General features: G+C 69.0%; 24 protein-coding genes. 17 read left to right on the top strand and 7 right to left on the bottom strand.

Features of this window, described 5'->3' with window-relative positions; translation table 11 throughout:
• Nucleotides 1–49: 49 nt before the first annotated feature.
• Complete coding sequence (locus tag BLT78_RS07795; RefSeq protein WP_090348429.1) at nucleotides 50–955, bottom strand: LysR family transcriptional regulator; 906 nt, start codon at nucleotides 953–955, stop codon at nucleotides 50–52.
• Between the two features lie 257 nt (nucleotides 956–1,212).
• Between BLT78_RS07795 and BLT78_RS07800 the strand changes: the two genes are divergently transcribed.
• From BLT78_RS07800 to BLT78_RS07820, 5 genes are all read left to right on the top strand, one after another.
• Nucleotides 1,213–2,721, top strand: a complete 1,509-nt coding sequence (locus BLT78_RS07800; protein ID WP_090348430.1) for a CoA-acylating methylmalonate-semialdehyde dehydrogenase — start codon at nucleotides 1,213–1,215, stop codon at nucleotides 2,719–2,721.
• 63 nt (nucleotides 2,722–2,784) lie between these two features.
• Nucleotides 2,785–3,675, top strand: coding sequence for a 3-hydroxyisobutyrate dehydrogenase (gene mmsB / locus BLT78_RS07805; RefSeq protein WP_090348431.1), 891 nt, complete (start codon nucleotides 2,785–2,787; stop codon nucleotides 3,673–3,675).
• A 2-nt stretch (nucleotides 3,676–3,677) separates the two neighbouring features.
• Nucleotides 3,678–4,757 carry an enoyl-CoA hydratase/isomerase family protein gene (locus tag BLT78_RS07810; RefSeq protein WP_090348432.1) on the top strand — a complete coding sequence of 360 codons (1,080 nt, stop codon included), beginning with the start codon at nucleotides 3,678–3,680 and terminating at the stop codon, nucleotides 4,755–4,757.
• A gap of 37 nt (nucleotides 4,758–4,794) precedes the next feature.
• On the top strand, nucleotides 4,795–5,946 hold the full coding sequence (locus tag BLT78_RS07815) for an acyl-CoA dehydrogenase family protein (RefSeq protein ID WP_090348433.1): 1,152 nt from the start codon (nucleotides 4,795–4,797) through the stop codon (nucleotides 5,944–5,946).
• 394 nt (nucleotides 5,947–6,340) lie between these two features.
• Nucleotides 6,341–6,706, top strand: a complete 366-nt coding sequence (locus tag BLT78_RS07820; protein WP_090348434.1) for a hypothetical protein — start codon at nucleotides 6,341–6,343, stop codon at nucleotides 6,704–6,706.
• Between the two features lie 86 nt (nucleotides 6,707–6,792).
• Here the strand turns inward: BLT78_RS07820 and BLT78_RS07825 are convergent, their stop codons facing one another.
• On the bottom strand, nucleotides 6,793–7,176 hold the full coding sequence (locus BLT78_RS07825; RefSeq protein WP_090348435.1) for a DUF3775 domain-containing protein: 384 nt from the start codon (nucleotides 7,174–7,176) through the stop codon (nucleotides 6,793–6,795).
• Between the two features lie 91 nt (nucleotides 7,177–7,267).
• Nucleotides 7,268–8,152, bottom strand: coding sequence for a DMT family transporter (locus BLT78_RS07830; protein WP_197673155.1), 885 nt, complete (start codon nucleotides 8,150–8,152; stop codon nucleotides 7,268–7,270).
• A 92-nt stretch (nucleotides 8,153–8,244) separates the two neighbouring features.
• Here BLT78_RS07830 and BLT78_RS07835 point away from each other — a divergent pair, with 92 nt between their 5' ends.
• The 5 genes from BLT78_RS07835 (at nucleotide 8,245) to BLT78_RS07855 (ending at nucleotide 13,746) form a co-directional block, all read left to right on the top strand.
• Nucleotides 8,245–9,180: a LysR family transcriptional regulator gene (locus BLT78_RS07835; protein ID WP_090348437.1), complete on the top strand. Its 936-nt coding sequence runs from the start codon at nucleotides 8,245–8,247 to the stop codon at nucleotides 9,178–9,180.
• Nucleotides 9,181–9,224: 44 nt separating this feature from the next.
• Nucleotides 9,225–10,451 carry a polysaccharide pyruvyl transferase family protein gene (locus BLT78_RS07840; protein ID WP_090348438.1) on the top strand — a complete coding sequence of 409 codons (1,227 nt, stop codon included), beginning with the start codon at nucleotides 9,225–9,227 and terminating at the stop codon, nucleotides 10,449–10,451.
• Nucleotides 10,452–10,563: 112 nt separating this feature from the next.
• On the top strand, nucleotides 10,564–11,433 hold the full coding sequence (locus BLT78_RS07845; RefSeq protein WP_090348439.1) for a patatin-like phospholipase family protein: 870 nt from the start codon (nucleotides 10,564–10,566) through the stop codon (nucleotides 11,431–11,433).
• Between the two features lie 153 nt (nucleotides 11,434–11,586).
• Nucleotides 11,587–12,468, top strand: a complete 882-nt coding sequence (locus BLT78_RS07850) for a PhzF family phenazine biosynthesis protein (protein WP_090348440.1) — start codon at nucleotides 11,587–11,589, stop codon at nucleotides 12,466–12,468.
• A 108-nt stretch (nucleotides 12,469–12,576) separates the two neighbouring features.
• The gene (locus tag BLT78_RS07855; RefSeq protein WP_090348441.1) at nucleotides 12,577–13,746 is read left to right on the top strand and encodes a glycerophosphodiester phosphodiesterase; all 1,170 of its coding nucleotides are present in this window, start codon (nucleotides 12,577–12,579) and stop codon (nucleotides 13,744–13,746) included.
• A gap of 102 nt (nucleotides 13,747–13,848) precedes the next feature.
• Here BLT78_RS07855 and BLT78_RS07860 read toward each other — a convergent pair whose 3' ends face one another.
• From BLT78_RS07860 to BLT78_RS07870, 3 genes are all read right to left on the bottom strand, one after another.
• Nucleotides 13,849–15,936: an LTA synthase family protein gene (locus tag BLT78_RS07860; RefSeq protein WP_090348442.1), complete on the bottom strand. Its 2,088-nt coding sequence runs from the start codon at nucleotides 15,934–15,936 to the stop codon at nucleotides 13,849–13,851.
• Nucleotides 15,937–15,939: 3 nt separating this feature from the next.
• Nucleotides 15,940–16,857, bottom strand: coding sequence for a hypothetical protein (locus BLT78_RS07865; protein ID WP_157719506.1), 918 nt, complete (start codon nucleotides 16,855–16,857; stop codon nucleotides 15,940–15,942).
• Between the two features lie 109 nt (nucleotides 16,858–16,966).
• The gene (locus tag BLT78_RS07870) at nucleotides 16,967–17,938 is read right to left on the bottom strand and encodes a magnesium and cobalt transport protein CorA (protein ID WP_090348443.1); all 972 of its coding nucleotides are present in this window, start codon (nucleotides 17,936–17,938) and stop codon (nucleotides 16,967–16,969) included.
• A gap of 269 nt (nucleotides 17,939–18,207) precedes the next feature.
• Between BLT78_RS07870 and BLT78_RS07880 the strand changes: the two genes are divergently transcribed.
• The 3 genes from BLT78_RS07880 to BLT78_RS07890 all read left to right on the top strand — a co-directional run bounded on the left by BLT78_RS07880 (nucleotide 18,208) and on the right by BLT78_RS07890 (nucleotide 21,302).
• Nucleotides 18,208–18,942: a HupE/UreJ family protein gene (locus tag BLT78_RS07880; protein ID WP_090348445.1), complete on the top strand. Its 735-nt coding sequence runs from the start codon at nucleotides 18,208–18,210 to the stop codon at nucleotides 18,940–18,942.
• 12 nt (nucleotides 18,943–18,954) lie between these two features.
• Complete coding sequence (locus tag BLT78_RS07885; protein WP_090348446.1) at nucleotides 18,955–19,593, top strand: transmembrane anchor protein; 639 nt, start codon at nucleotides 18,955–18,957, stop codon at nucleotides 19,591–19,593.
• A gap of 395 nt (nucleotides 19,594–19,988) precedes the next feature.
• A complete protein-coding gene (locus BLT78_RS07890; RefSeq protein WP_090348447.1) occupies nucleotides 19,989–21,302 on the top strand; it encodes a hemolysin family protein in 1,314 nt (437 codons plus the stop codon).
• A 79-nt stretch (nucleotides 21,303–21,381) separates the two neighbouring features.
• On the opposite strand, the gene ycaC is transcribed toward BLT78_RS07890, so the two are convergent.
• On the bottom strand, nucleotides 21,382–22,008 hold the full coding sequence (gene ycaC, locus BLT78_RS07895) for an isochorismate family cysteine hydrolase YcaC (RefSeq protein ID WP_090348448.1): 627 nt from the start codon (nucleotides 22,006–22,008) through the stop codon (nucleotides 21,382–21,384).
• A gap of 278 nt (nucleotides 22,009–22,286) precedes the next feature.
• Here ycaC and BLT78_RS07900 point away from each other — a divergent pair, with 278 nt between their 5' ends.
• The 4 genes from BLT78_RS07900 to BLT78_RS07915 all read left to right on the top strand — a co-directional run bounded on the left by BLT78_RS07900 (nucleotide 22,287) and on the right by BLT78_RS07915 (nucleotide 26,797).
• A complete protein-coding gene (locus BLT78_RS07900) occupies nucleotides 22,287–22,706 on the top strand; it encodes a rubrerythrin family protein (RefSeq protein ID WP_090348449.1) in 420 nt (139 codons plus the stop codon).
• 71 nt (nucleotides 22,707–22,777) lie between these two features.
• Nucleotides 22,778–24,121: a heterodisulfide reductase-related iron-sulfur binding cluster gene (locus BLT78_RS07905; protein WP_090348450.1), complete on the top strand. Its 1,344-nt coding sequence runs from the start codon at nucleotides 22,778–22,780 to the stop codon at nucleotides 24,119–24,121.
• Between the two features lie 17 nt (nucleotides 24,122–24,138).
• The gene (locus BLT78_RS07910; protein WP_090348451.1) at nucleotides 24,139–24,720 is read left to right on the top strand and encodes a DUF3501 family protein; all 582 of its coding nucleotides are present in this window, start codon (nucleotides 24,139–24,141) and stop codon (nucleotides 24,718–24,720) included.
• 121 nt (nucleotides 24,721–24,841) lie between these two features.
• Nucleotides 24,842–26,797, top strand: a complete 1,956-nt coding sequence (locus tag BLT78_RS07915; RefSeq protein WP_090348452.1) for a DNA topoisomerase III — start codon at nucleotides 24,842–24,844, stop codon at nucleotides 26,795–26,797.
• Nucleotides 26,798–26,810: the final 13 nt, after the last annotated feature.

The raw sequence follows: 26,810 nt of genomic DNA on the forward strand, positions 1-26,810 counted from the left end.
GGGCGAATTCATTCGCCAACAGGCCGTGCACAGGCGAATGAATTCGCCCCTACAGCGCTGGAGATCCGCGCCCCATCATCAGCTCGAGGTTGTCCGCCGCCATCTCGCGCAGGAAGTCCCAGCACACGCGCATGCGCGCCAGGTCCTTGTTCTCCGCCGGCATCAGCATCCAGAAGGTGCGCACGAACTCGATGTCGCCGGCCAGCACCTCGACCAGCTCCGGCTCGCGGCGCGCGCTGAAGCTCGGCAGGATCGCCAGCCCGGCGCCGGCCAGCACGGCGTTCTGCTGGGCGAGGATGCTGGTACTGCGCAGGGCGACCTGGCCGGGACGGCCGATCTCGTCCAGGTAGTAGAGTTCCTTGCTGTACAGCAGGTCCTCGATGTAGCTGACGAAGCGATGCTTGCGCAGGTCCTCGCGGCGGCGGATCGGCGCATGCCGGGCCAGGTAGTCGCGCGAGCCGTACAGGCGCAGCACGTAGTCGGTGAGGCGGGTGATGATGTACGGGCCGCGCTGCGGGCGCTCCAGGGTGATGACGATGTCCGCCTCGTGGCGCGCAAGGTGCACGGTGCGCGGTACCGCCAGGAGGTCGATGCCCAGGTGCGGATAGCGCTGGCCGAGGCCGGCCAGTTGCCCGGCCAGCAGGGCGACGCCGTAGCCCTCGGTGGCGCCGATGCGCACCGAGCCGGACAGGGTGTCCGGGCCGCCCTCCCCCGGCTGCTCGATGGCCAGGAAGGCGCTCTCCATCGCCTCGGCCTGCGCCAGCAGGCGGCGTCCGGCCTCGGCCAGCGTGTAGCCGGCGCCGCCGCGGATGAACAGCGGCTGGCCGAACTGCTTCTCCAGCGCCTGCACCCGCCGCGCCACCGTGGTGTGGTCGACGCCCAGGCGCCGCGCCGCCGCGGTCAGCGTGCCGGCGCGCGACAGTTCGAGGAAATAGCGCAGGTTGTCCCAGTCCATCGCAGGCTCCGGCAGGGGTGAACGCCGCTTCCCTCCGCAGGAATCGGCGTGCTGGCGATGCTCCCGGATCAGGAAAGATCGCCGGCATCGCCGCCACATTTCCGTTTACGGAAAGAGCAATTCGCCACATTGTGCAGATTTGCAGAGCAACTGTGCAAATCGCCCGGCTATGCCCGGCAATTTTCCACTGCTAGCTTGATTCCCAGAGCCAGCATCACCGGCCACAACAACTACAAAGCCTTCGAGGCGAGGTGAACATGACCGCTACCCGCTCCATCCCCACCGTCAAGCTGCTGATCAATGGCGAGTTCGTCGAATCGCAAACCACCGAGTGGCGCGACGTCGTCAACCCGGCCACCCAGGAAGTGCTGGCCCGCGTCCCCTTCGCCACCCAGGACGAGATGAACGCCGCCGTGGCCAGCGCCAAGGAAGCCTTCAAGACCTGGCGCAAGACCCCGATCGGCGCCCGCGCACGCATCTTGCTCAAGTACCAGCAGCTGATCCGCGAGAACATGAAGGAGCTGGCGGCGATCCTCACCGCCGAACAGGGCAAGACCCTGCCGGACGCCGAGGGCGACGTGTTCCGCGGCCTGGAGGTGGTCGAGCACGCCGCCAACATCGGCTCCCTGCAACTCGGCGAGCTGGCCAACAACGTCGCCGGCGGCGTCGACACCTACACCCTCAACCAGCCGCTGGGCGTATGCGCCGGCATCACTCCGTTCAACTTCCCGGCGATGATCCCGCTGTGGATGTTCCCGATGGCCATCGCCACCGGCAACACCTTCGTCCTCAAGCCCTCCGAGCAGGACCCGATGGTCACCATGCGCCTGGCCGAACTGGCGCTGCAGGCCGGCATCCCGGCCGGCGTGCTCAACGTCATCCACGGCGGCGCCGACGCGGTGAACCTGCTGTGCGACCACCCGGACATCAAGGCGGTGTCCTTCGTCGGCTCGACCAAGGTCGGCACCCACGTCTACAACCGCGCCTCGCTCAGCGGCAAGCGCGCGCAGTGCATGATGGGCGCCAAGAACCACGCCATCGTCCTGCCCGACGCCCACAAGCAGCAGACCCTGGCCAACCTGGTCGGCGCCTGCTTCGGCGCGGCCGGCCAGCGCTGCATGGCGCTGTCGGTGGTGATCCTGGTCGGCGAGGCGCAGGCCTGGCTGCCGGAGCTGGTCGAGAAGGTCAAGACCCTCAAGGTCAGCGGCGGCACCGAGCCGGGCACCGACGTCGGCCCGGTGATCTCGCGCGCCGCCCTGGAACGCATCAGCGGCCTGATCGCCCGCGGCGTCGAGGAAGGCGCCGAGCTGCTGCTCGACGGCCGCAACCCGCAGGTACCGGGCTACGCCGACGGCAACTTCGTCGCCCCGACGGTGTTCTCCGGCGTCACCCCCGAGATGACCATCTACCGGGAAGAGATCTTCGGCCCGGTGCTCTGCGTGATGCAGGCGGCGACCATGGACGAGGCCATCGCCATCATCAACGCCAACCCCAACGGCAACGGCACCGCCATCTTCACCCGCTCCGGCGCCGCCGCCCGCCACTTCCAAGAAGAGATCGACGTCGGCCAGGTCGGCATCAACGTGCCGATCCCGGTGCCGGTGCCGCTGTTCTCCTTCACCGGCTCGCGCGGCTCCAAGCTCGGCGACCTCGGCCCCTACGGCAAGCAGGTGGTGCAGTTCTACACCCAGACCAAGACCGTCACCGCGCGCTGGTTCGACGAGGATGAAGTCGGCCACGTCAACACCACCATCACCCTGAAGTGAGCCGCGACGGCCGGCGCCGCGTGCGCCGGCCGTCCCGCCAGAACGACAAGAAGAGGACTCACCATGCATATCGGCTTTCTCGGACTCGGCCACATGGGCGCCCCGATGGCGCGCAACCTGCTCAAGGCCGGCCACCAACTGACCGTCTTCGACCCGGTGCCGGCATCCGTCGCATCGCTGGTCGAGGCCGGCGCCCAGGCCGCCGACTCGGCGGGCGGCGTGGCCCGCGCGGACGTCGAGCTGATCGTCACCATGCTGCCGGCGGCGGCCCACGTGAAGGCGGTCTACCTCGGCGACGACGACCTGCTCGCCAACGTGCGCCCCGGCGTGCTGCTGATCGACTCCTCGACCATCGACCCGCACAGCGCCCGCGAAGTGGCCGCCGCCGCGGAGCAGCACGGCAACCCGATGCTCGACGCGCCGGTCTCCGGTGGCACCGGCGGCGCCGCGGCCGGCACCCTGACCTTCATGGTCGGCGGCAGCGATGCCGACTTCGACCGCGCCCGGGCGGTGCTCGCGGCGATGGGCAAGAACATCGTCCACTGCGGCGGCCACGGCAACGGCCAGGCGGCCAAGGTGGCCAACAATCTGCTGCTGGGCATCTCGATGATCGGCGTATCCGAGGCGATGAGCCTCGGCGTGGCCCTCGGCGTCGATCCCAAGGTGCTGGCCGGCATCATCAACACCTCCAGCGGTCGCTGCTGGAGTTCGGACACCTACAACCCCTTCCCCGGCGTGATGGACAACGTGCCGGCCTCGCGCGGCTACGAAGGCGGCTTCGGCACCGACCTGATGCTCAAGGACCTCGGCCTGGCCAGCGAGGCGGCCAAACAGGTGCGCCAGCCGGTGCTGCTCGGCGCCCTCGCCCAGCAGCTCTACCAGGCCTTCAGCGCCCAGGGCAACGGCCAGCTGGACTTCTCGGCGATCATCAACCTGTACCGCAAGGACGCCTGAGCATGAGCGAAGCCCCCGTGCTGGCCGCGGTGCGCAACCGCATCGGCCACCTGACCCTCAACCGCCCGGCCGGCCTCAACGCCGTCAACCTGGAGATGGTGCGCCTGCTGCACCGTCAGTTGCAGGAGTGGGCGGACGATCCGCAGATCCTCGCCGTGGTGCTGCGCGCCAGCGGCGAGAAGGCCTTCTGCGCCGGCGGCGACATCCGCGCCCTGTACGACAGCTTCCGGGCCGGCGACGACCAGTGGCAGCGCTTCTTCGAGGAGGAATACGCCCTCGACCAGTACATCCACGCCTACCGCAAGCCGATCCTCGCCCTGATGGACGGCTTCGTGCTCGGCGGCGGCATGGGCCTGGTGCAGGGCGCAGCGCTGCGGGTGATCACCGAGCGGACCCGGATGGGCATGCCGGAAACCGCCATCGGCTACTTCCCCGACGTCGGCGCCAGCCATTTCCTCTCCCGCCTGCCCGGCGAGCTGGGCACCTATCTCGGCGTCACCGGCGTGCAGATCCGCGCCGCCGACGCCCTCTACGCCGGCCTGGCCGACTGGTGCCTGCCCAGCGAGCAACTCGCCGAACTGGACCGCTGCCTCGACAACCTGAGCTGGACGGTGCACCCGCAGGAGGCCCTGCGCACCCTGCTCGCCACCCTCGCCTCGCGCAAACTGCCCGGCGCCGAACTCAAGGCCCTGCACCCGGCCATCGAGCAGCACTTCGCCCTGGACAGCGTGGCGACGATCCGCGCCTCGCTGCAGGGCGAGACGCGCGCCGAGTTCCAGCACTGGGCCGAGGAAACCGTCAAGCTGCTGGACGGCCGCTCGCCGCTGGCCATGGAAGTCACCCGCAAACTGCTGCGCCGCGGCCGCGAACTGTCGCTGGCCGAGTGCTTCGCCCTCGAACTGCACCTGGACCGCCAGTGGTTCGAGCGCGGCGAGATCATGGAAGGCGTGCGCGCGCTGATCGTCGACAAGGACAAGAACCCGCGCTGGAACCCGCCCAGCCTCGCTGGCGTGAGCATGGAGCGGGTAGCCAGCTTCTTCCCGAGCAGCCAGACTGCCGGCAGGGCCCGCCAGGCAGTCTGAACGCCCGGCGAGTAGACAAGAACAAGAGAGAACGCCGATGAACGACCTGGAATTCACCGAAGAACAACGCATGATCCGCGACATGGCCCGCGAATTCGCCCAGCGCGAAATCGCTCCGCACGCCGCCGCGTGGGAAAAAGCCTGCTGGATCGACGACCGCCTGGTCGCCCAGATGGGCGAGCTGGGCCTGCTCGGCATGGTGGTGCCCGAGGAATGGGGCGGCAGCTACATCGACTACGTGGCCTACGCCCTGGCCGTGGAGGAAATCTCCGCCGGCGACGGCGCCCTCGGCGCGCTGATGAGCGTGCACAACTCGGTGGGCTGCGGCCCGCTGCTCAACTACGGCAGCCAGGCGCAGAAGGAAGCCTGGCTGCCCGCTCTGGCCAGCGGCCAGGCCATCGGCTGCTTCTGCCTGACCGAGCCGCAGGCCGGCTCCGAGGCGCACAACCTGCGCACCCGCGCCGAACTGAAGGACGGCCAGTGGGTGCTCAACGGCGCCAAGCAGTTCGTCAGCAACGGCAAGCGCGCCAAACTGGCCATCGTCTTCGCCGTCACCGACCCGGAGCTGGGCAAGAAGGGCCTGTCGGCCTTCCTGGTGCCCACCGACACCCCCGGCTTCGTGGTCGAGCGCGCCGAACACAAGATGGGCCTGCGCGCCTCCGACACCTGCGCCATCGCCCTCGACGACTGCCGCATCCCGCAGGAGAACCTGCTCGGCGAGCGCGGCAAGGGCCTGGCCATCGCCCTGTCCAACCTGGAAGGCGGGCGCATCGGCATCGCCGCCCAGGCCCTCGGCATCGCCCGCGCCGCCTTCGAGGCCGCCCTGCGCTACGCCCGCGAGCGCGTGCAGTTCGGCAAGCCGATCATCGAACACCAGAGCATCGCCAACCTGCTGGCCGACATGCACACCCGCATCAACGCCGCCCGCCTGCTCACCCACCACGCCGCCCGCCTGCGCAGCGCCGGCCTGCCCTGCCTGTCCGAAGCCTCCCAGGCCAAGCTGTTCGCCTCGGAAATGGCCGAACAGGTCTGCTCCAGCGCCATCCAGATCCACGGCGGCTACGGCTACCTGGAGGACTACCCGGTCGAGCGCTACTACCGCGATGCAAGGATCACGCAGATTTATGAAGGGACCAGCGAGATTCAGCGGATGCTGATTGCGCGGGAGTTGGGGAATTACGGAGTTTAGTTTGAGCTCTAAGGTTTTCCAGACGCCTTTCAAAAAACAGTTCTGAGCTATTATCGGCAAATTTTGACCACTGTAACTATTACAGCGTTTGCCATTATAAAACTCGCTCTCAATCACGTCCGCTCGGTCATTTTCCTGCGCGGACGTGGACTTTCCGTCTGTCCCCACGCCTAAGCAAGCTAGAGGAACCACTCGACGAAAACGCAGGGCTCGCAATTGCCGCTTCTGCTGATAAATCCTACCGAGCACTTGGTGCGGAGAAGTGCTTTCATACCTCATCCATGATGGCGAACACTGCGAACCTGTAGCGATCCAACCTAGTAACCCCTTGATCAAATTGCAGATTTCTACAGGCCTGATAAGATCCATAGGTTAATCAACCTAGGAGGGACCCATGAAAAAAGCAGTACTAGCCGTAATCTTTGGCGCAATTGCAGCCTCGGGCTGCACCGTTCGCGTAGCTGACATGACCGTCGGCAGCACCAAAAACTACAACCTCAACTCTGCTCAATTTGTAAAAGGCCCGCGCGTTGTGGGGGAGGACAAGTACCCTGTCATCCTCTTCCCACTGGGCATCCCTAACATGAAGACGGCCATGGACAAGGCCATCGAAAAAGACAAGTGCGCTGTCGGTCTGAGCGATGTCGTCATCAGTCAGCTTAACCACTCGTTCATCGTCGGCTCGATCGGCGCTCGAGTGGAAGGGAACCTCATCATCGACGCCAGTCAGCCGGGTTGTGGAAGTCACTTCCGCGGTTGAACCACAGGAGAGCACGTAGGGTAGACAACGGCGCTGCCTTATCTACCGATGTCAGCGGTGGGTAATCGCTACGCGAGTTACCCACCCTACTCCTCCCCATACCCCTGCAAATCCAGCCCCTCGCGCAGATACTCCGCCAGAAACGGATGGGCAATCAGGTAGTCGGCGGTGCGCGGGTTCCACTGTTCGGTGGCCTGCTTGAGCAGGTCATCCCACTCCTCCAGGGTGCCGTCGCCGCGGCCCAGCCACATCAGTGCCACCACTTCCTGCTGCTGGTCTGGCTCCAGGTCGTCGATGATCGACTCGAACTCGGCGTAGTACTCGTCACCGGCGTGGTCGGCCAGCGCCTGCAGGGCCCAGTCGTCGCTCGGGCTGTTGGGTTCCTGGGGGATGACCACCTGCTCCTTGGCGTGGAAGGTGCGGGCCAGGTCCATGAGCCGGGCAACGGTTTCCGGATTGACGGTGATCATGCTGGCGCTCCTCTTGGCGGGCCCGAAAGGCAAGTATGGGCCGATTTGCGCAAGTTGCCGGCTACGCCCGTCGCGATCGCCAGGCCGCCGCTCAGGCGCGACTGCGGGACAGGCTAGCCTGGAGCATCGCCGCGACGACCAGCAGGCCGCCGAGCCAGGCTGCAGGGGTCAGCACCTCGCCCAACCAGAGCACGGCGAACAGCGCGCCGAACAGCGGCTCGCTGCCCATCAGCAGGCTGACCCGGCTCGGGCTGCTGCGGCCGAGCGCCCAGTTCTGCACGAAGAAGGCGAACAGGGTGGCGAACAACACCAGGTAGAGGGTGCCGGTCCAGAACGCCGGCGCCGTCGGCAACGGCGGCAGGCCGCCGGGCTGCAGCAGACCGAGGAACAGGCAGCCGCAGCCGACCACCCCGCTCTGCACGGCGGTCAGCGCCAGCACGGGCACCTCGCGGCCGCTGCTGAGCCGCCGAGTCAGGCAGACCAGCACGGCGCGCAGCAGGGCTGCCGCCAGCATCAGGCCGTCGCCGAGGTTGAAGTTCGTATCGACGCCGCCACTGAGCAGCCAGGTACCGAGCAGCGACAGAACCACCGCCGGCCACAGGCGGGCATCCGGGCGCTGGCCGAGAAGCAGCCACTCGACGAAGGGCGTCAGCACCACGCACAGGCTGATCAGGAAGGCCGCGTTACTGGCGCTGGTATGCACCAGCCCGTAGGTTTCGCAGAGGAAGATGGCCAGCAGCACCAGCCCCAGCGGCAGCCCGGGCCGCCACGCGGCGCGGCCGGCGCCGCGCAGTTGCGGGGCCAGCAGCAGGAAGGTGATACAGAAGCGCGCGGCGAGAAAGCCCAGCACCGGGTAGAACACCAGCGCCTGCTTGGCGACACCGTAACTGGTGCCCCAGACCATGGCCACCATCAGCAGGAGCAGGTCGCTGCCGGGCAGCAGGCGTACGGGCAACGGGCGGCTGAGGGTGTGCATGGCAGGCTCCGGCATTCGGGTGGGCTGGACCGCATTGTTCATTGCCGCGTCTGCCGCGATAATCCAGTGCAAATACACAACACTTGTTCGCCATGAACACGAATCAGAGCAACCAGTTGCTGCCGCTGATGGCCAGCTTCGTCCGCGTGGTGGAAAGCGGCAGCTTCTCCGCCGCGGCCCGCCTGCAGGGCGGCAGCCCGTCGGCGCTGAGCCGGCAGATCGCCCAGCTGGAGCAGGCGCTCGGCCTGCGCCTGCTGGAGCGCACCACCCGCCGCCTGCAGCTGAGCGCCGCCGGGGCGGAGGTGTTCGAGCGCTGCCGGGAGATGCTGGTCGCCGCCGAGGCGGCGGTGGCGGTCGGCGAGCGGCTGATGAGCCATCCGCGCGGCCAGGTGCGCCTGTCGGTGCCCAAGGCGTTCGGCAAGTATCTGGTGGCGCCGCTGCTGGCCGACTTCCTCGCCCGCCATCCCGAGGTAGATGTCAGTCTCAACCTCAGCGACCGCACCCCGGACCTGATCGCAGAGGGCTTCGACCTGATCGTCTGCATCACCGACCAGCCGCCGCCGAACCTCGCCGGCCGGCCGCTGTGCCAGGTGCTGCAGCTGCTCTGCGCCAGCCCGGAGTATCTGGCCGAGCATGGCGAACCGCAGCATCCGGACGAGCTGGTGCGCCACCGGTGCCTGTACCTGGACGAGCGCCCAGACGACCATCGCTGGCACTTCGCCCGTGCCGGCGAGCAGTGCGTGGTGGCGGTGCGCGGCCGGCTGGCGAGCAACCACAGCGAGGTGCGCCTGAACGGCGCGCTGAATCACCTCGGCATCGCCTGCCTGCCGCAGTTCACCGCCGCCCAGGCGCTGGCCGACGGTCGCCTGCGGCAGGTGCTGGCGGACTGGCGCTATACCGGCTCCTACCAGGGCACCGCCTGGGTGCTCTATCCGCCCAACCGCCACCTGCCACCGAAGCTGCGGGTGCTGATCGACTTTCTCGCCGAGCGGCTGGCCGACCCCGGGGCGGCGCGCCAGCGACGATAATCAAGCGCAGCGACGAGCTGCGCCACGCCCCGACGAGGATGCCCATGACGAACCATGCCGACGCGCCAGGCAGTGGATGCCCGACGACAGGGCCGCCGCCCACCCTGCTGTTCGGCGCCTTCGACCGGCACAACTTCGGCGACCTGCTGTTCCCGCACATCGCCGCTGCGCTGCTGCCGGGGCGCGTGCTGCGCTTCGCCGGGCTGGCCGCCCGCGACCTGCGGCCGTGGGGCGGGCACAAGGTCGAGGCGCTGGCGGCGCTGGCTCGGGAGTTCGCCGGCCGGCCGGTCGACCTGCTGCACGTCGGCGGCGAGCTGCTGACCTGCGATGCCTGGGAGGCGGCGGTGATGCTGCTGCCGGCGGGCCAGGTGCCAGCCACGCTGGCGCGCCTCGACCATCTGCCGGCCGAGCGCCTGGCCTGGGCGCGGGAGCAGCTCGGCATCCCCGACCGGGCGCCCTACGTGGCGGGGCGCGCGCTGTTCCCGCAGGCGCGCCTGCTGTTCGCCGCGGTGGGCGGCATGGATCTGGACACGCGCGCTGCGGCATTGCGCGCCGAGGTGCTGGCCAAGCTGCACGCGGCGGACGCGCTGAGCGTGCGCGACCGCCGCACCCAGGCGCTGCTGCAGGAGGCCGGCATCGCCGCGCCACTGCTGCCCGACCCGGCGGTGCTGGTGCGCGTGCTGTTCGGCCCACGCATCGACCGACACGCCGCGCAGGGCGAGATCGCCGAACTGCGGCGCGCCTTCCCGCACGGCTATCTGGCCGTGCAGTTCAGCGCCGAGTTCGGCGACGACGCCAGCCTGACCACCATCGCCGCGCAGCTCGACCGCGTCGCCCGGACCCACGGCCTGGGAATAGTCTTCTTCCGCGCCGGTGCCGCGCCCTGGCACGACGACCTGGACGGTTACCGGCGCACGGCGGCGCGGATGCGCGCGCCGGCGCGCATCGTCAGCACGCTGGATATCTGGGACATCTGCGCGCTGCTCGCCCGCAGCCGCGGCTTTCTCGGCAGCAGCCTGCACGGGCGGATCGTCGCCATGGCCTACGCCCTGCCGCGCCTCAACCTGCAGCGTGGCGCGCCCGGCAAACCAGCGGCCTATGCCGCCACCTGGGAGCCCGCCGCTCTGCCGGTCAGCGTTGCGCTGGCGGGGATCGCCGAGGGCGTGACTGCCGCGCTGGCAGCCGATCCCGCTCAACTGCTTCGGCTGGCCGACGAGCTGGCCGCGCGCTACCGGGCGGGTTTCGCGCCGCTATGCGAGCGGCTGGGCTGAGGTGGAAGCCAGGTCAGCGGATCGCCAGCAGGCTGGCTCCTGCACGGCGGCGCTGCCGGCGCGGCGCGTGCGGACTACCCTTTGACGGGGTGGCAGATGCGCGGGGTGCGGCATGGATCGGCAATCGGGCAAGACGGCCTTCGTGCTGGCCGGCGGCGGCAGTCTCGGCGCCGTGCAGGTGGGCATGCTCAAGGCGCTGCTGGCCGAGGGGGTGGCCGCCGACCTGGTGGTCGGCTCCTCGGTGGGCGCGATCAACGCCGCCTACTTCGCCGCCGCGCCCGATCGCGAGGGCATCGCGCGGCTGGAGCGCATCTGGCTGGAGCTGCGGCGCAACGACATCTTTCCCCTCACGCTGGCCGATACCCTGCTGGGCCTGCTCGGTCGCCGCGACTACCTGGTGCCGGCCGGCCCGCTGCGCCGGCTGATCGAATCGTGCCTGCCCTATCGCCTGCTGGAGGAAGCCGCGCTGCCCTGCCACGTGGTCGCTACCGACGTGCTGACCGGCAAGGAGGTGATCCTCTCCCGTGGCGAGGCGCTGCCCGCGCTGCTGGCCAGCGCGGCGATTCCGGCGGTGTACCCGACGGTGAGCATCGACGGGCTGCCGCTGATGGACGGCGGCATCGCCAGCAACACGCCGATTTCCGCCGCGCTGACGCTGGGCGCCAGCCGCGTGCTGGTGCTGCCGACCGGCACGCCCTGCGCGCTGAAGACGCCGCCGCACGGGGCGCTGGCGACAGCGCTGCACGCCATCAATCTGCTGTCCATGCGCCAGCTGGTCGCCGATGTCGACCGCTTCGCCAGCCGCTGCGAGCTGATTGTCCTGCCGCCGCTGTGCCCGCAGGCGGTCAACGCCTACGACTTCTCGCACAGCGCCGAGCTGATCGAGCGCGCCGAACGGGCCGCCCGCCGCTGGCTGCAGGATGGCATGCAGCGCCTGCAGGACAAGGCCCCGCACGCGCTGCTGGTCCCTCACCGTCACTGAGCGTACAGCTCGCGCCCGCTGCCCCACGCCGCCCGTTCGAGACCTGTGCCGCGGCAACCTGTAACCATCGACTTCCTGTTTCCGTGTATCTGTACCCATCGAATCCTCCCGCCTAGGATGGGCGGCAGAATCCAGTCCGCCAGAGAGATCGCGATGCGCCAGATACCGTTCAAGCAAGTCGACGTGTTCACCAAGACCCCGTTCCAGGGCAATCCGGTTGCCGTGGTGCTGCAGGCCGAGGGCCTCTCCGGCGAGGACATGCAGCGGATCGCCCGCTGGACCAACCTGTCGGAAACCACCTTCGTGCTGCCGGCCAGCAGCGCCGATGCCGACTACCGGGTGCGCATCTTCACCCCCGCCTCCGAACTGCCGTTCGCCGGCCACCCCACCATCGGCACCGCCCACGCGCTGCTGGAGGCCGGGGTGATCGCCCCGCGCGACGGCCGGCTGGTGCAGGAGTGCGCGGCCGGGCTGATCGGCCTGGAAGTGTGCGAGGACGGCGACGGCGAACGCTGGATCACCTTCGACCTGCCGCAGCCGGCGATCACGCCGCTGGACGCAACCGAGATCGACGAGCTGGAGGCCATCCTCGGCTGCGCCGTGTCCCGCGCGGCCCAGCCACGACTGATCGACGTCGGCGCGCGCTGGATCGTCGCCCAGCTGGCCAGCGCCGAAGCGGTGCTGGCCTGCCAGCCGGACATGGCGCGCATGAAGCGGATCGAGCAGGAGCCACAGGAAACCGGGGTGACCATCTTCGGCGAGCACGCGCCGGGCGCGCCGGCGCGCATCGAGGTGCGCTCCTTCGCCCCGGCGTGTGGCATCGAGGAGGACCCGGTGTGCGGCAGCGGCAACGGCTGCGTGGCCGCCTTCATCCGCGCCAGCGAGCAGACCGCGCGCTTCGGCAGCCAGTACCTCGCCACCCAGGGCACCGCCATCGGCCGCGCCGGGCTGCTGCGCATCGCCATCGACGCCGAGCGCATCCGGGTCGGCGGCATGGCGGTGACCTGCGTCGACGGGCAGCTGCGCACCGCATAGGCGGGACATCCCGGCCCGGCCGGCAGCGCCATCTGCCGGCCCGTGCCTGCAGCCTGGCGATGAGACGCTAGCCTTGGAGTGACGCTGCAATCACTGCCGAGGTGAGAAATGCCCCAAGCCGCTGCACACCGGCTGATGCTGGCCCTGGGCTCCGCGCTGCTGCTGACGGCCTGTGCCGGTGGCACGGGCGTGAAATACCCCACGCTGGACGGTGCCAGGCCGCTGGTGATCGGCCATCGCGGCGCCGCCGGCTACCTGCCGGACCACACGCTGGAGGGTTACCGCAAGGCCATCGCGCTGGGCGCCGACTTCATCGAGCCCGACCTGGTGGCCACCCGCGATGGCGTGCTGGTGGCGCGCCACGAGCCGAACATCACCGCCACCACCGACGTGAAGGATCACCCCGAGTTCGCCAGCCGCAAGACGCGGCGCACGATCGATGGGGTCGAGGAGGAAGGCTGGTTCGTCAGCGACTTCACCCTCGCCGAACTGAGAACCCTGGGCGCCATCCAGCCGTTCCCCGAGCGCGATCAGTCCTACAACGGCAAGTTCCCGATTCCCACCCTCGAGGAAGTGCTCGACCTCGCCCGCAGCGAGAGTGCACGCCTGGGGCGCAGCATCGGCGTGTATGCCGAAACCAAGCATCCCACGTGGCACGCCCGCCAGGGCCTCGGGCTGGAGGATCGCCTGCTCGCCATCCTGGCCCGCTACGGCTACACCCGACGGGATTCGCCGGTGATCCTGCAGTCGTTCGAGGTGGCCAACCTCAAGTACCTGCGCGGCAAGACGCAGTTGCGTCTGGTGCAACTGGTCGACGCCAGCGACATCGGCGCCGATGGCGGCATCCAGCTGGTCGCGCCCTTCGACAAGCCCTACGACTTCGCCGTGGCCGGCGATCCGCGCACCTTCGCCGATCTGCTGACCCTCGAGGGCCTCGCGGAGATCGCGACCTACGCCGACGGCATCGGCCCGTGGAAGCCATACCTGATTCCTTCAAGGCTGCTGGACGACGACCGCGACGGCCAGCCGGACGACCGCAACGGCGACGGCCAGCTCGACGAGCGCGACCGGGTGCTGATGGCGCCCACCGCGGTGGTCGGCAACGCCCACGCCGCCGGGCTGTTCGTGCATCCCTACACCTTCCGCAGCGAGGCCAGGCGCCTGGCGTCGGACTTCCGAGGCGATCCCCTGGCCGAATACCGGCTGTTCTACGCGCTGGGGGTGGACGGGGTGTTCAGCGAGTTCGCCGACCAGGCGACGGCGGCGCGGGACCATTGAGGCATCCCGCCGGCACCGCGCGCGGTCGCGCGGCGAGGACTGTCTCGGCAGGTCAGCCCGCCTGCCGGCATCCGGACGACCGGATACCGGCAGGCGCCGGGCTCATTCCGCCTTGCGCGGGGCTGCGGCCTGGGCCAGCGAACCACCCGCCGGCCCGTCGACCACGCCGGCGCTGTTGTCCTGCAGGCTCCGGGTGGCCACCTGCAGGAAGGCCTGCAACTGCGGCATGAGCTGGCCGATGGCCTGCTCGTCGCGCACAGGGTCGACGCCGGCCCGCTCGTGCAGGCGGTAGTCGTAGAGCTTGGGCGCGCCGCCCTGCGGCAGCACCAGCAGGCGACTGCCCGAGACCAGCGCCACGGTCTGGTCGCTGCCGGACGGCTTGACCACGCCGAAGCCCTGGTCCGCCGCGTCGAGGCTGAGCAGGTCGCGGCCCCAGCACTGGTGCTGCACCGCGCCGCCGAGGCGGCCCATGATGGTCGGCACCACGTCCAGCTGGGTGCCGGCGATGTCGTTGCGCGCGCCGAACTTGTCCTGCACCCCCGGGCCGATCAGCAGCAGCGGCACGTGGAAGCGGTACAGGTCGATGTCGCTGAGCTGCTCGGGGGCACCGAAGCCGTGGTCGCCGACGATGACGAACAGGGTGTCCTTGAAGTACGGCTCCTGACGGGCCTTGTCGAAGAACTGCCCCAGCGCCCAGTCGGAGTAGCGCATGGCGGTCAGGTGCTCGTCGAGCGCGCCGAAGCCGCTCACCTTCTCCACCGGCAGCTGCTCGGGCAGCGCGTAGGGGGTGTGGTTGGAGAGGGTCTGCAGCAGCGCGTAGAACGGCCGCTCGCGGTCCTGCTTGGCCAGCTCCTCGGCGCCACGGTCGAACATGTCCTGGTCGGACACGCCCCAGGTCGGGTCGGAGAACACCGGGTTCTCGTAGTCGTTGCGGCCGATGAAGCGGGTCATGCCCTGGTTGCCGAAGAATCCCTGCTGGTTGTCCCAGCCGAAATCGCCGTTGTAGACGTACAGGTTGTCGAAGCCGCGCTGGCCGAGCAGCTGCGGCAGGCCGGAGAAGCGGTGGGTGCCTTCCGGCTGCTGCATCAGGTATTCGAAGCCCGGCAGGTTGGGGAAGCAGGCCATGGTGGCGAACATGCCCTGGTGGGTGTGGGTGCCGTTGGAGAAGTAGCGGGTGAACAGCAGCCCTTCCTTGCTCAGGCGGTCGAAGTTGGGGGTGATGTTGCCCTCACCGCCCAGCGCGCCGACGTAGTGGCCGGCGAAGCTCTCCATGAGGATCACCACCACGTTGCGGATCGGCAGGGTGCCCTGCTCGCTCGGCGCCATCACCCGGCGCACCGCCGCGCGGTCGGCGTCGACCAGCCGCTCGTGCGGGGTCAGCAGCATGTCGCGCACCCGTTGCTCGGCCTCGGCCGGCGGCAGGCTGGCCTTCCACACGTTGTCGCGGTGATCGGACCAGCGTCCCTTGGCGGCGTCGACCAGCGACAGGACGCCGTTGTAGCCGAGCTGGTTGGCGAACACCGAGTCGGTGGTGCTGGCGTCGCCCCAGCGCAGCGGCGGACCCTGGCGCAGGGTACCGCGGGCGGCGACCACCGCCACCAGCAGGCACAGCACGAAGGCGCCGAGCCGCCAGTGCCAGCGCACGTCCCGCGCGCGCTCGATGCGCGGCAGGCACCAGCGGTGCAGGCGCTGGAACGCCTTGAACAGCAGCCAGCTGGCCAGCGCCCAGGCCAGCAGGTAACGACCCACCGGGAAGCCGTACCAGAGCATGCTCAGCACCGTCTTCGGGTCTTCGCCGAGGTACTGGAACACCAGGGCATTCAGGCGCTGGTGGAACTCGCGGTAGAAGTCCAGCTCGAGCACACCGAGGAACAGCGTGAGGCTGGCGAACAGGCTCAGCCAGGCCAGTTGCCAGCGCCGCGCGCCGATCAGCAGCTGGCTGGGGATCGCCAGCAAGAGCGGCGCGATCCCGAACACTACCACGCGCAGGTCGAAACGCAGGCCATTGCCGAAGGCCTCGACGAAGTTACCCAGCGGCGTGCTGCCGATCAGGTCGCGGTTGTAGACCAGCAGGGCCGCGCGCAGCACGGCATAGAGGAGCAGCAGCAACAGACCGCTGAGGGCGGTGAAGGCCAGGTGCTCGCGCAGGCCGGGACGGGGCGCGGCGAAGGAGGATGACGATGGACGCATGGATCAACTTCCGGAGGAGATACGTTGCAGCTGCAGCACGCGGTTGCGGCCCTGCTCGGCGAGCAGGTAGTGGCCGGGGGCGGTTTCCAGCAGGGTCTGCGCCGAGCGCAGGTGGGACAGCACGGTATGCAACCGGCCGTCGCGGTCGAGCAGCAGCAGGCGCGCCAGGTGCGTGGCATCCTCGCTGACCCACAGGCCGTCGGCGTTGCACAGCAGGAAGCCGGGCTGGTTGAACTCGCCGGGCAGCGTCGGATCGCTGCCATCGGCGCTCAGCTGGCGCACCCGATTCTTGGCCTTCTCGGTATAGAACAGGCGTCCATCGGGACAGACGGCGACCCCCTCGGCCTCGTCCAGGTGGCGACGCAGCACCTCGACTTCATCGCGCTCGGAATCGTAGCGCAGCAGGTTGCCGTCGCCGTGGCGGTCCTCGATGGCGTACAGGTACTGGCCGTCGCTGGCCAGGCCCTCGACATTCACCGCAGAAAACAGCGCGCGGGTCCCCTCGGCGGTGCGCCAGAGCACCGGCTGTTCGCCCTGTTCCTGACTGAACACCACGCCGCCGCGGAAGGCCAGCATGCCGTCGGGCTTGGACAACCCGGCCTGTACCTCGCCGAGCTGCCCGTCCGCCGCCAGGCGCAGCAGGCCACCCTGGCCGGCGTTGCGCTCCTGGCTGAGCAACAGGGCGCCCTCGGCATCCAGGGCCAGCGCGCTGACCTTGTCGACGGCATCGAGATAGACCGCCGCAGACCAGCCGTCCTCGGCCTGCACCGGATAGAAGTGCCGCCAGCCGGCCTGCGCCATGCCCAGCAACAGCATCAGGGCCGCGCCGGCCAGCAGCTGCCAGACATGCAGTCGTCGACGCGACGGCCAGCCGGTGAACTGCGCCCGCAAGGAGGGGAAGACGGCGAGAGTTGTTGGCATGTCGTTGGTCTGCTTCACAAAATCCGCAGACCTTAGACAGCCCCCCATCAAGCCGGCATCAAGCCAAGGTGAAAAATTCGTAAGTTGCGCGACGGGTGGTGGCCAGCGCCTACAGCCAGTCCAGCCGCTTGAAGTTGGCATAGAGCCCGCCGCAGCCGAGCACGATCACCCCGAGCACGCCGAAGTAGCCGTACTGCCAGGTCAGCTCGGGCATGTGCTCGAAGTTCATCCCGTAGATGCCGGCCAGCGCGGTCGGGAAGGCGAGGATCGCCGCCCAGGCGGCGAACTTGCGCTGCACAACGCTCTGCCGCGAGGCTTCCAGAAGCAGGCCGAGCTCGATGGCATGATCGGCCATCTCGCGCTGGCCGTTGAGGTCTTCCTGCAGGCGGGCGACGTGGATGGCGATGTCGCGGAAGTACGGGCGCATCGGCTTGTCGATGAACGGGAAATCGAGCTGCTGCAGCTCGCGGCAGATCTCCGCCAGGGGCGCGATCTGCCGGCGCAGGCGCAGCAGGTCGCGGCGCAGATCGGCGATGTGCTCGATGTCTTCGGGCGTCAGCGAGCGGCTGAGCACGGTCTGCTCGAGATCCTCCAGCTCCTCGAAGATGCTGTCGAGCAGCGGCCGGTAGTTCTCGATGACGAAGCCGAGCAGCGCGTACAGCACGTAATCCTCGCCCTGCTCGAGCAGCAGCGGGCGCGCCTCGCAGCGTTGGCGCACGGTGGAGTACGGCGCCGAGTCGCCGTAGCGGGCGCTGATCACGTAGCCCTTGCCGGCGAACAGCTGGGTCTCGACGAAGGTCAGTTGCCCACCCACGCGGATCGGCGAGTAGACCACCATGAACAGCGCATCGCCGAAGGTTTCCAGCTTGGGCCGCGTGTGCCGGGCGATGGCGTCCTCCATGGCCAGTTCGTGCAGGTTGAACTGCTGCTGAAGAGCGTGCAGCAGCTCGCGGTCCGGGTCGCGCAGGCCGATCCACACCATGTGCCCGGGCTTCGCGGCCCACTGGCTGCCTTCCCCGATGTCGATATCGGCGACCTTGCGTCCCCGGTGATAGGCAGCGGCGGCAACGACCTGGCCCATGGATGTACCTCGCGCGGAAATGGGAAGCGCAGCTTAACGCGCCCTGCGCCGCCGGGGCCAATGCCCGGCCCGGATTCGCTTGCGCCGGGCAGCGCTGCGCAGGGGGGCCGCCGGGATGGTGCCAGCGGCGTCGATGTCCACCCGCACCGCGACCGGGGAAATCAGTACCAAGGCAGCAGGCGACCCCACCCTATCGCCCGATTGCTGCTCGGTCAGCCGGGCGCAATGATCGAGAGTCCCTCGCGCACACTGCAACTCAGGACTCATCCATGCATTCGTTATCCCTGCGCGGGACAGGTGCGCTCGTCGCGCGCCTGCGCCGCTCGTTACTGCTGCCCCTGCTCAGCGCCCTGCTGTTCATGGCCGCGCCCGCGGCCCTGGCCCACGGCGTGGCCGAGGGCGACAAGGGCTTCATCCAGGAAAGCTCGGGGGTGATGCTGCTGCCGTTCGTCTACCTGGGCGCCAAGCACATGATCACCGGCTACGATCACCTGCTGTTCCTCTTCGGGGTGATCTTCTTCCTCTACCGCCTCAGGGACGTCGGCCTCTACGTCACGCTGTTCGCGGTCGGCCACTCGGTCACCCTGCTGCTCGGCGTACTGCTGGAGATCAGCGTCAGCGCCTACCTGGTCGACGCCATCATCGGCTTCTCGGTGGTGTACAAGGCGCTCGACAACCTGGGCGCCTTCCAGCGCTGGTTCGGCTGCCAGCCGGATACCCGCGCGGCCACCCTGGTGTTCGGCCTGATCCACGGCTTCGGCCTGGCCACCAAGATCCTCGACTACCAGATCGCCGCCGATGGCCTGATCGCCAACCTGATCGCCTTCAACGTCGGCGTCGAGATCGGCCAGTTGCTGGCCCTCGGCGCCATCCTGATCGCCATGGGCTACTGGCGGCGCAGCGCCGGTTTCTGGCGCCACGCCTACACCGCCAACGTCGCCATGCTGAGCGCCGGTTTCCTGCTGATGGGTTACCAGCTCACCGGTCTGATCGTGTCCCAGTAAGGAATTCTCGTCATGTACAACAAGCGTCCCGATCTCAATGAGCTGCCGAGCAGCGCCCAGCTGCTGCGCTCCACCGTCCTCGCCCTGATCGCCGCCGGCGCCCTGCTGGTGACCGTGGTGATGCCGGCGGAATACGCCATCGACCCGACCGGCGTCGGCCGCCTGCTGGGGATGACCCAGATGGGCGAGCTGAAGGCCACCCTGGCCGCGGAGGCCACCGCCGAGGAACCCGCCGCCGAGCCGCAGCCCGCGGTGGCGGCAGCCCTGTCGGCCCCCGCTGCTGCCCCGGCCGCTCCGGCCGAGCCGCAGGCACCGCAGATCGCTGCACAGAAGCACGAGGTGAACCTCATCCTGAAGCCCAACCAGGCCACCGAGATCAAGCTGGAGATGAAGCAGGGCGCCGAGGCGCGCTTCCACTGGACGGCCAATGGCGGCCTGCTCAACTACGACACCCACGGCGACCCGTACAAGGCGCCCAAGGGCTTCTACCATGGCTATGGCAAGGGCAAGCAGACGCCCGAGCAGCAGGGCGTGCTGGTCGCCGCCTTCGACGGCAAGCACGGCTGGTTCTGGCGCAACCGCAGCAACCAGACGGTGAAGCTGACCCTGCGCACCGAGGGTGACTACATCACCATCGAGCAGGTGCTCTGAGAGCCCGGCCGCCCGGCGCTGCTGCCGCGCCCGGGTTTCTGGCCGACCCTGCTGGCCGGCGTGCTCCTCACCGTCGTGTGCCTCGGCCTGTTCGCCGTCGCCGGGCGCCATCTCGGCATCGAGTTGCCATGATCCGGGAGCAGTGGCGGAATATCCGGCAACAGGGCGAAAAACAGTCGATTTGACGTCATCCGGGCCGATTCATACGATGATGGCCCTTTGATCACAAGAGGAGCATCCGGGTCCGCCCGGCTTTCCATGGACACTCCGAGTCGTCGAGACTTTCCTGCTTCGCCCGCGCCCGACGGCGCGCGCCCCCCTGCCGCCAGCGGCGGACCCGCGTCGGCGATGCCAGCCACCCTGCCCGTCACCACTGCGCAAGCGCGAGGCCGCCGATGGAAATCCTGATCCTGATCGGCCTCATCGTGCTCAACGGCGTATTCGCCATGTCGGAGATCGCCCTGGTCACCGCGCGCAAGGCACGCCTGATGAAGCTGGCCGCCGAGGGCGACAGCGCCGCAGCCACCGCCCTCAAGCTGGGCGAGGATCCGACCAAGTTCCTCTCGACCATCCAGATCGGCATCACCTCGATCAGCATCCTCAACGGTATCGTCGGCGAGGCGGTGCTGGCCGCGCCGCTGTCGCAGTGGCTGCAGTCCCTCGGTGCGCCGGAAAGAACCGCGAGCATCGGCGCCACGGCGGCGGTGGTCGTGGTGATCACCTACGTCTCCATCGTGATCGGCGAGCTGGTGCCCAAGCGCCTCGGCCAGATCAGCCCCGAGCCCATCGCGCGCCTGGTCGCCCGCCCCATGCAGGCGCTGGCGCTGCTCACCCGGCCCTTCGTGATGCTGCTGTCGGTGTCCACCCACGCGCTGCTGCGCCTGATGGGCGTGCGGCAGACCGGCCAGGCCATCGTCACCGAAGAGGAGATCCATGCCCTGCTGGAAGAAGGCTCCGAAGCCGGCGTCATCGAGCAGCACCAGCACGAGATGGTGCGCAACGTGTTCCGCCTCGACGACCGCCAGCTCGGCTCACTGATGATCCCCCGCTCGGACATCGTCTGCATCGACATCCGCCGCTCCGCCGAGGAGAACCTGCAGATCCTCATCGAGTCGGAGCACTCGCGTTTCCCGGTGTGCGACGGCAGCCTCGACAAGCTGCTCGGCGTCATCCACGCCAAGCAGGCGCTGGCCTGCGTCGCCAAGGGGCAGACGCCGGACTTCTCGACCAACCTGCAGCCCTGCGTGTACGTGCCGGAGACGCTGACCGGCATGGAGCTGCTCGAGGAGTTCCGCGCCAACGACATGCAGATGGCCTTCGTCATCGACGAGTACGGCGAGATCGAAGGCATAGTGACCCTGCAGGACGTGCTCGAGGCGGTGACCGGCGAGTTCACCCCGCGCAATGCCGAGGATGCCTGGGCGGTGCAGCGCGAGGACGGCTCCTGGCTGCTGGACGGCGCCATTCCGATTCCGGAGATGAAGGATCGCCTGGAGCTGAAGAACGTCCCCGAGGAGGACAAGGGCCGCTACCACACCATCAGCGGGATGATCATGCTGCTCCTCGGCCGCGTGCCCTCCACCGGCAGCTACACGGACTGGGGCGGCTGGCGCTTCGAGGTGGTGGACATGGACGGCAAGCGCATCGACAAGGTGCTTGCCACGCCGATTCCGGTCGAGGCAGGCGACGCCGGCGCGCCCGTGGAATAGCCTCCCACCGACCTTTCCGGCAGCGCACGAGCGGATGGCGGGCCCCGGTCCGGCGAACACCGGGCCGGAGCAGCAGCGACTACTTGCCGCTGGTCAGCGTCGTGTAGCTGGTGATCAGGTTGCGATAGTCGGGGATGTGGTTGGAGAACAGCGTGCCCAGCCCCTCGATGTCGTTGCGCCAGTCGCGGTGCAGCTCGCAGGCCACCGCGAACCAGGTCATCAGCTGCGCGCCGGCGGCCGTCATGCGCTGCCAGGCGCTATCGCGGGTGAGCGCATTGAAGGTGCCGGAGGCGTCGGTGACCACGAACACCTCGAAGCCCTCCTCGATGGCCGACAGCGCCGGAAAGGCCACGCACACCTCGGTGACCACCCCGGCGATGAGCAACTGCTTCCTGCCGGTGGCCTTCACCGCGTCGACGAAGTCCGCGTTGTCCCAGGCGTTGATCTGCCCCGGGCGGGCGATGTAGGGCGCGTCGGGGAACTGCGCCTTGAGTTCGGGCACCAGCGGGCCGTTGGGACCGTTCTCGAAGCTGGTGGTGAGGATGGTAGGCAGCTTGAAGTACTGGGCCAGATCGCCGAGGGCCAGCACGTTGTTCTTGAAGCGGTCCGGGTCGATGTCGCGTACCAGCGACAGCAGGCCGGCCTGGTGGTCGACCAGCAGGACGGCAGCCTGGTCCTTGTCGAGCCGCGTGTAGGGAGTAGCCATGGCGTTCCTCCTCGGGTGAAGCGTAAGTGGTGCCGGGCGCGAAGGGCGCGGCGAGCCGTTGCGAACCCTTCCCAGTCTGGTCCGTCACGGGCGACCGACCGGCGAAAACCGACGAACTGCAACACCCTCCGTCCGGCGACAGCGGCCGCCGCCCGCTCATCCCGGGTCAGCCACGTCCCCGCGACAAAACCTCGCAGCGAACTAAGCTCAATGGCGTCACGACCGCAAGGCCGTCTCTGCATCCCCCCTCTCAGCCAGACACCATGAGGTGATGTGTAATGAGCACGCTGAAAGGTTCGAAGACCGAACAAAACCTGAAGGACGCCTTCGCCGGCGAGTCCATGGCCAACCGCCGCTACCTGTACTTCGCCGCCAAGGCCGACGTGGAAGGCTACAACGACGTCTCCACGGTGTTCCGCTCCACCGCCGAAGGCGAGACCGGCCACGCCCACGGCCACCTGGAATACCTGGAGCAGTGCGGCGACCCGGCCACCGGCCTGCCGTTCGGCGGCACCGGCCTCAACCTGAAGAGCGCCATCGCCGGCGAGACCCACGAGTACACCGACATGTACCCGGGCATGGCCAAGGTGGCCCGCGAGGAAGGCTTCGACGAGGTCGCCGACTGGTTCGAGACCCTGGCCAAGGCCGAGCGCTCGCACGCCAACCGCTTCCAGAAGGCCCTCGACGAACTGGGCTGATGCCCCGGCCGGGCGGCCCGCCGCGGGCCGCTGCGGCTTCCCTGCCCCGTCAGCGCAGCCCGGGAGGCAACATGGCCGAGCCCATCGACAGCAGCCGCGAAGGCAACCTCGAAGCCCCGACCCGTCATCCGCTGGGCCAGGACCAGCCGGAGTTCTGGGACCGCGCGGCACTGGAGGCCGAGCAGGAACGGGTGTTCCAGATCTGTCACGGCTGCCGCCGCTGCGTCAGCCTGTGCCACGCCTTCCCCACCCTGTTCGATCTGGTCGACGCCTCGCCGACCCTGGAGGTCGACGGCGTGGCCAAGGCCGACTACGCCAAGGTCACCGACCAGTGCTACCTGTGCGACCTCTGCTACCAGACCAAGTGCCCGTACACCCCGCCGCATCCGTGGAACGTCGACTTCCCGCACCTGATGCTGCGCGCCAAGGCGGTGCGCTTCCGCGAGCGCGGCGCGCCGCTGTCGGCGAAGATCCTCGCCAGCACCCGCGAGGTCGGCCGCCTGGTCTCCAACCCCGGCGTGGCTCAGGTGGTCAACGCCGCCAACCGCAACCCCAAGGCACGCAAGCTGCTGGAGCGCAGCCTGGCCGTGCATGCCGAGGCGCGGGTGCCGACCTACCACACGCCCACCGCGCGCCAGCGCCTCAAGCACCTGCGTGGCGGCGGCCTGGCCTGGCCCGCCGGCCGCACGCGCGGCCAGCTCGCCATCTTCGCCACCTGCTACTGCGATCACTCGGCGCCCGGCGTGGTCGAGGACCTCGCCGCCATCCTCGCCCACAACGCCATCCCCGCCCGCCTGGTGGAGCGGGAAAGCTGCTGCGGCATGCCGCGCCTGGAGCTGGGCGACCTCGACACCGTGCGCAGGTACAAGGAAGCCAACATCCCGCAGCTGGCGCAGATGGTTCGCGACGGCTGGGACCTCACCGCCGCGGTGCCCTCCTGCGTGCTGATGTTCAAGCAGGAACTGCCGCTGATGTTCCCCGACGATCCCGAGGTGGCGCTGGTGCGCGACGCCTTCTTCGATCCCTTCGAGTACCTGATGGAGCGCCACCGCGCCGGCCTGCTCGACACCGACTTCAAGCAGCCGCTGGGCAAGGTGGTCTGGCACGTCGCCTGCCACCAGCGCGTGCAGAAGATCGGCCCGAAGACCCGCGAGATCCTCCAGCTGGTGCAGGGCACCGAGATCGTCACCGTCGAGCGCTGCTCCGGCCACGACGGCACCTACGGCGTGAAACGCGACACCTACGCGCTGTCGCGCAAGCTGGCCAAGCCGGTGGAGCGCCGCGTCGCCGACGCCGCTGCCGAGCACTTCACCAGCGACTGCCCGATGGCCGGTGAGCACATCGCCCACGGCCTGAACGACAAGCCCGCCGCAGAGCATCCCCTGAGCCTGCTGCGCAAGGCCTATGGCATATGACGGACGAGCCGACGCCCATGAAAGCACTTGCCCACGCAGACCTGCTCAGCCTGGAAAACTACGCCCGCGAGCGCGCCGAGTTCCGCGCCCGGGTGATGGCACACAAGAAGGCGCGCACCCTGCATGTCGGCGCGCACCTGACGCTGCTCTTCGAGGATCGCCTGACCATCCAGTACCAGGTGCAGGAGATCCTGCGCATCGAGCGGATCTTCGAGGCCGAGCGCATCCAGGACGAACTGGACGCCTACAACCCGCTGATCCCCGACGGCGACAACCTCAAGGCCACCCTGATGATCGAGTTCGCCGACGTCGAGCAGCGCCGCCGCGAGCTGGCGCGCCTGCGCGGCCTGGAACACGCCATCGAGCTGCGCGTGGCGGGCTGCCCGCCGGTGCTGGCCGTCGCCGACGAGGACCTGCCGCGCAGCAACGAGGAGAAGACCTCCGCCGTGCACTTCCTGCGCTTCCCGCTCACCCCGACGCACATCGCCGCGTGGAATGCCGGCGCGCCGGTGCGCGTCGCCTGCACCCTGGCGGCCATGCCGGTCGAGGCGACGCTGAGCGGCGAGCAGCGCTGCGCGCTGGCGGCGGATTTCGCCTGAGGGCACGGCCGGGAAGCCCCCGGCCAGCCCACCAACAACTGTACACCCATACAGATAAAACTTGCCTGCCCGGCGCTTTCTGCCCATCCTGTGTGCCATCGACACCCGGATCGCGGCAAGCATGCAGCTCTACCTCTGCGAAAAACCCTCCCAGGCCAAGGACATCGCCAAGGTGCTCGGCGCCAGCCGGCGCGGCGAGGGCTGCTGGCTGGGCAACGGGGTGACGGTGACCTGGTGCATCGGCCACCTGCTGGAGACCGCGCCGCCGGACGCCTACGACGAACGCTACAAGCGCTGGAACCTGGCCGACCTGCCCATCGTCCCGGATAAATGGAAGATGCTGGTCAAGAGCAAGACCGCCAGCCAGTTCAAGGCGGTCAAGCGCCTGCTCGGCGAGTGCGCGGAACTGGTCATCGCCACCGACGCCGACCGCGAGGGCGAGATGATTGCCCGCGAACTGGTCGAACACTGCCGCTATCGTGGGCCGATCCAGCGTCTGTGGCTGTCGGCACTGGACGACGCTTCGATCCGCAAGGCGCTGCGCGCGCTCAAGCCGGGCAGCGAGACCTTCAACCTCTACCACGCCGCACTCGGCCGCTCGCGCGCCGACTGGCTGATCGGCATGAACATGAGCCGGCTGTTCACCCTGCTCGGCCGCCAGTCCGGCTACCAGGGCGTGCTCTCGGTCGGCCGCGTGCAGACGCCGACCCTGCGTCTGGTGGTGGATCGCGACCGTGCCATCGCCGCCTTCGTGCCGGTGCCCTACTGGGCCATCGACGTGCAATTGCTCGCTGACGGCATCCCGTTCACCGCGCAGTGGCGCGCGCCGGAAAACGCTTGCGACGACCAGGGCCGCTGCCTCAAGCCGGAGCTGGCGCGCGAGGCGGCGGAGGCCATGCGCCGCGCCGGCAGCGCGCGGTTGGTCGAGCTGAAGACCGAGCGCATGCGCGAGGCCGCGCCGCTGCCGTTCGATCTCGGCACCCTGCAGGAAGTCTGCTCGAAGAAGCTCGGCCTCGGCGCCCAGGAAACCCTCGACATCGCCCAGGCGCTGTACGAGACGCACAAGGTCATCACCTATCCGCGCAGCGACTGCGGCTATCTGCCGCTCAGCCAGCACGCCGAGGCATCGGCGATCCTCGCCGCCCTGGCCGCCGCCGATCCGGCGCTGGCCACGCTTGCCCCGCACCTCGACGCGCAGCGCCGCTCGCGGGCGTGGAACGACGCCAAGGTCGGCGCCCACCACGGCATCATCCCCACCGCCGCCGCGCAGGCCTCCACCCGCCTGGCCGGCAAGGAACGCGCGGTGTTCGCCCTGATCCGAGCGCGCTATCTCGCGCAGTTCCTGGCCAACCACGAGTACGACCGCACCCAGGCCGACTTCGACTGCGCCGGCCACGCCCTGCGCGCGGTGGGCAAGCGCATCGTCGAGCCGGGCTGGCGGCGCGCCCTGCCCGAGGCGCTGACCCCGGCGAAGGGCCGCGAGGCGCCCGAACCGCAGGCCCTGCCGGCACTGCGCGAGGGCCAGGACTGCGCGGTGCGCGAGGTGACGCTCAAGGACCTGCAGACCCAGCCGCCCAAGCCGTTCACCGAGGGCGACCTGATCAAGGCGATGAAGAACGTCGCCAAGCTGGTCGACGACCCGCGCCTGAAGCAGAAGCTCAAGGACACCACCGGCATCGGCACCGAGGCGACCCGCGCCGGGATTATCCAGGGCCTGCTCGATCGCGGCTACCTGACCAAGCAGGGCAAGGCGCTGGCCGCCACCCCGGCGGCGTTCAGCCTGATCGACGCGGTGCCCAGGCCGATCGCCGACCCCGGCACCACGGCGATCTGGGAACAGGCGCTGGACATGGTGCAGAGCGGCGAGATGCCGCTGGAGGAGTTCGTCGCCAAGCAGTCGGCGTGGATGAGCAAGCTGGTGGAACGCTGCGCCGGCCTGCGCCTGACCATCAGCGGCCCACCGGCCGGCGCCACGCGCGGCAAGCCGGCCTGGAAGGGCAAGCGCAAGGGCGGGACGCGCAAGGGTGCGCCGAGAAAGGCCGGAGGCAAGTCGGTCGGACGCCCGGCTCCGTCCTGACCTCGTGCCGCCG

The organism is Pseudomonas oryzae, from assembly GCF_900104805.1.
Taxonomy (GTDB): domain Bacteria; phylum Pseudomonadota; class Gammaproteobacteria; order Pseudomonadales; family Pseudomonadaceae; genus Geopseudomonas; species Geopseudomonas oryzae.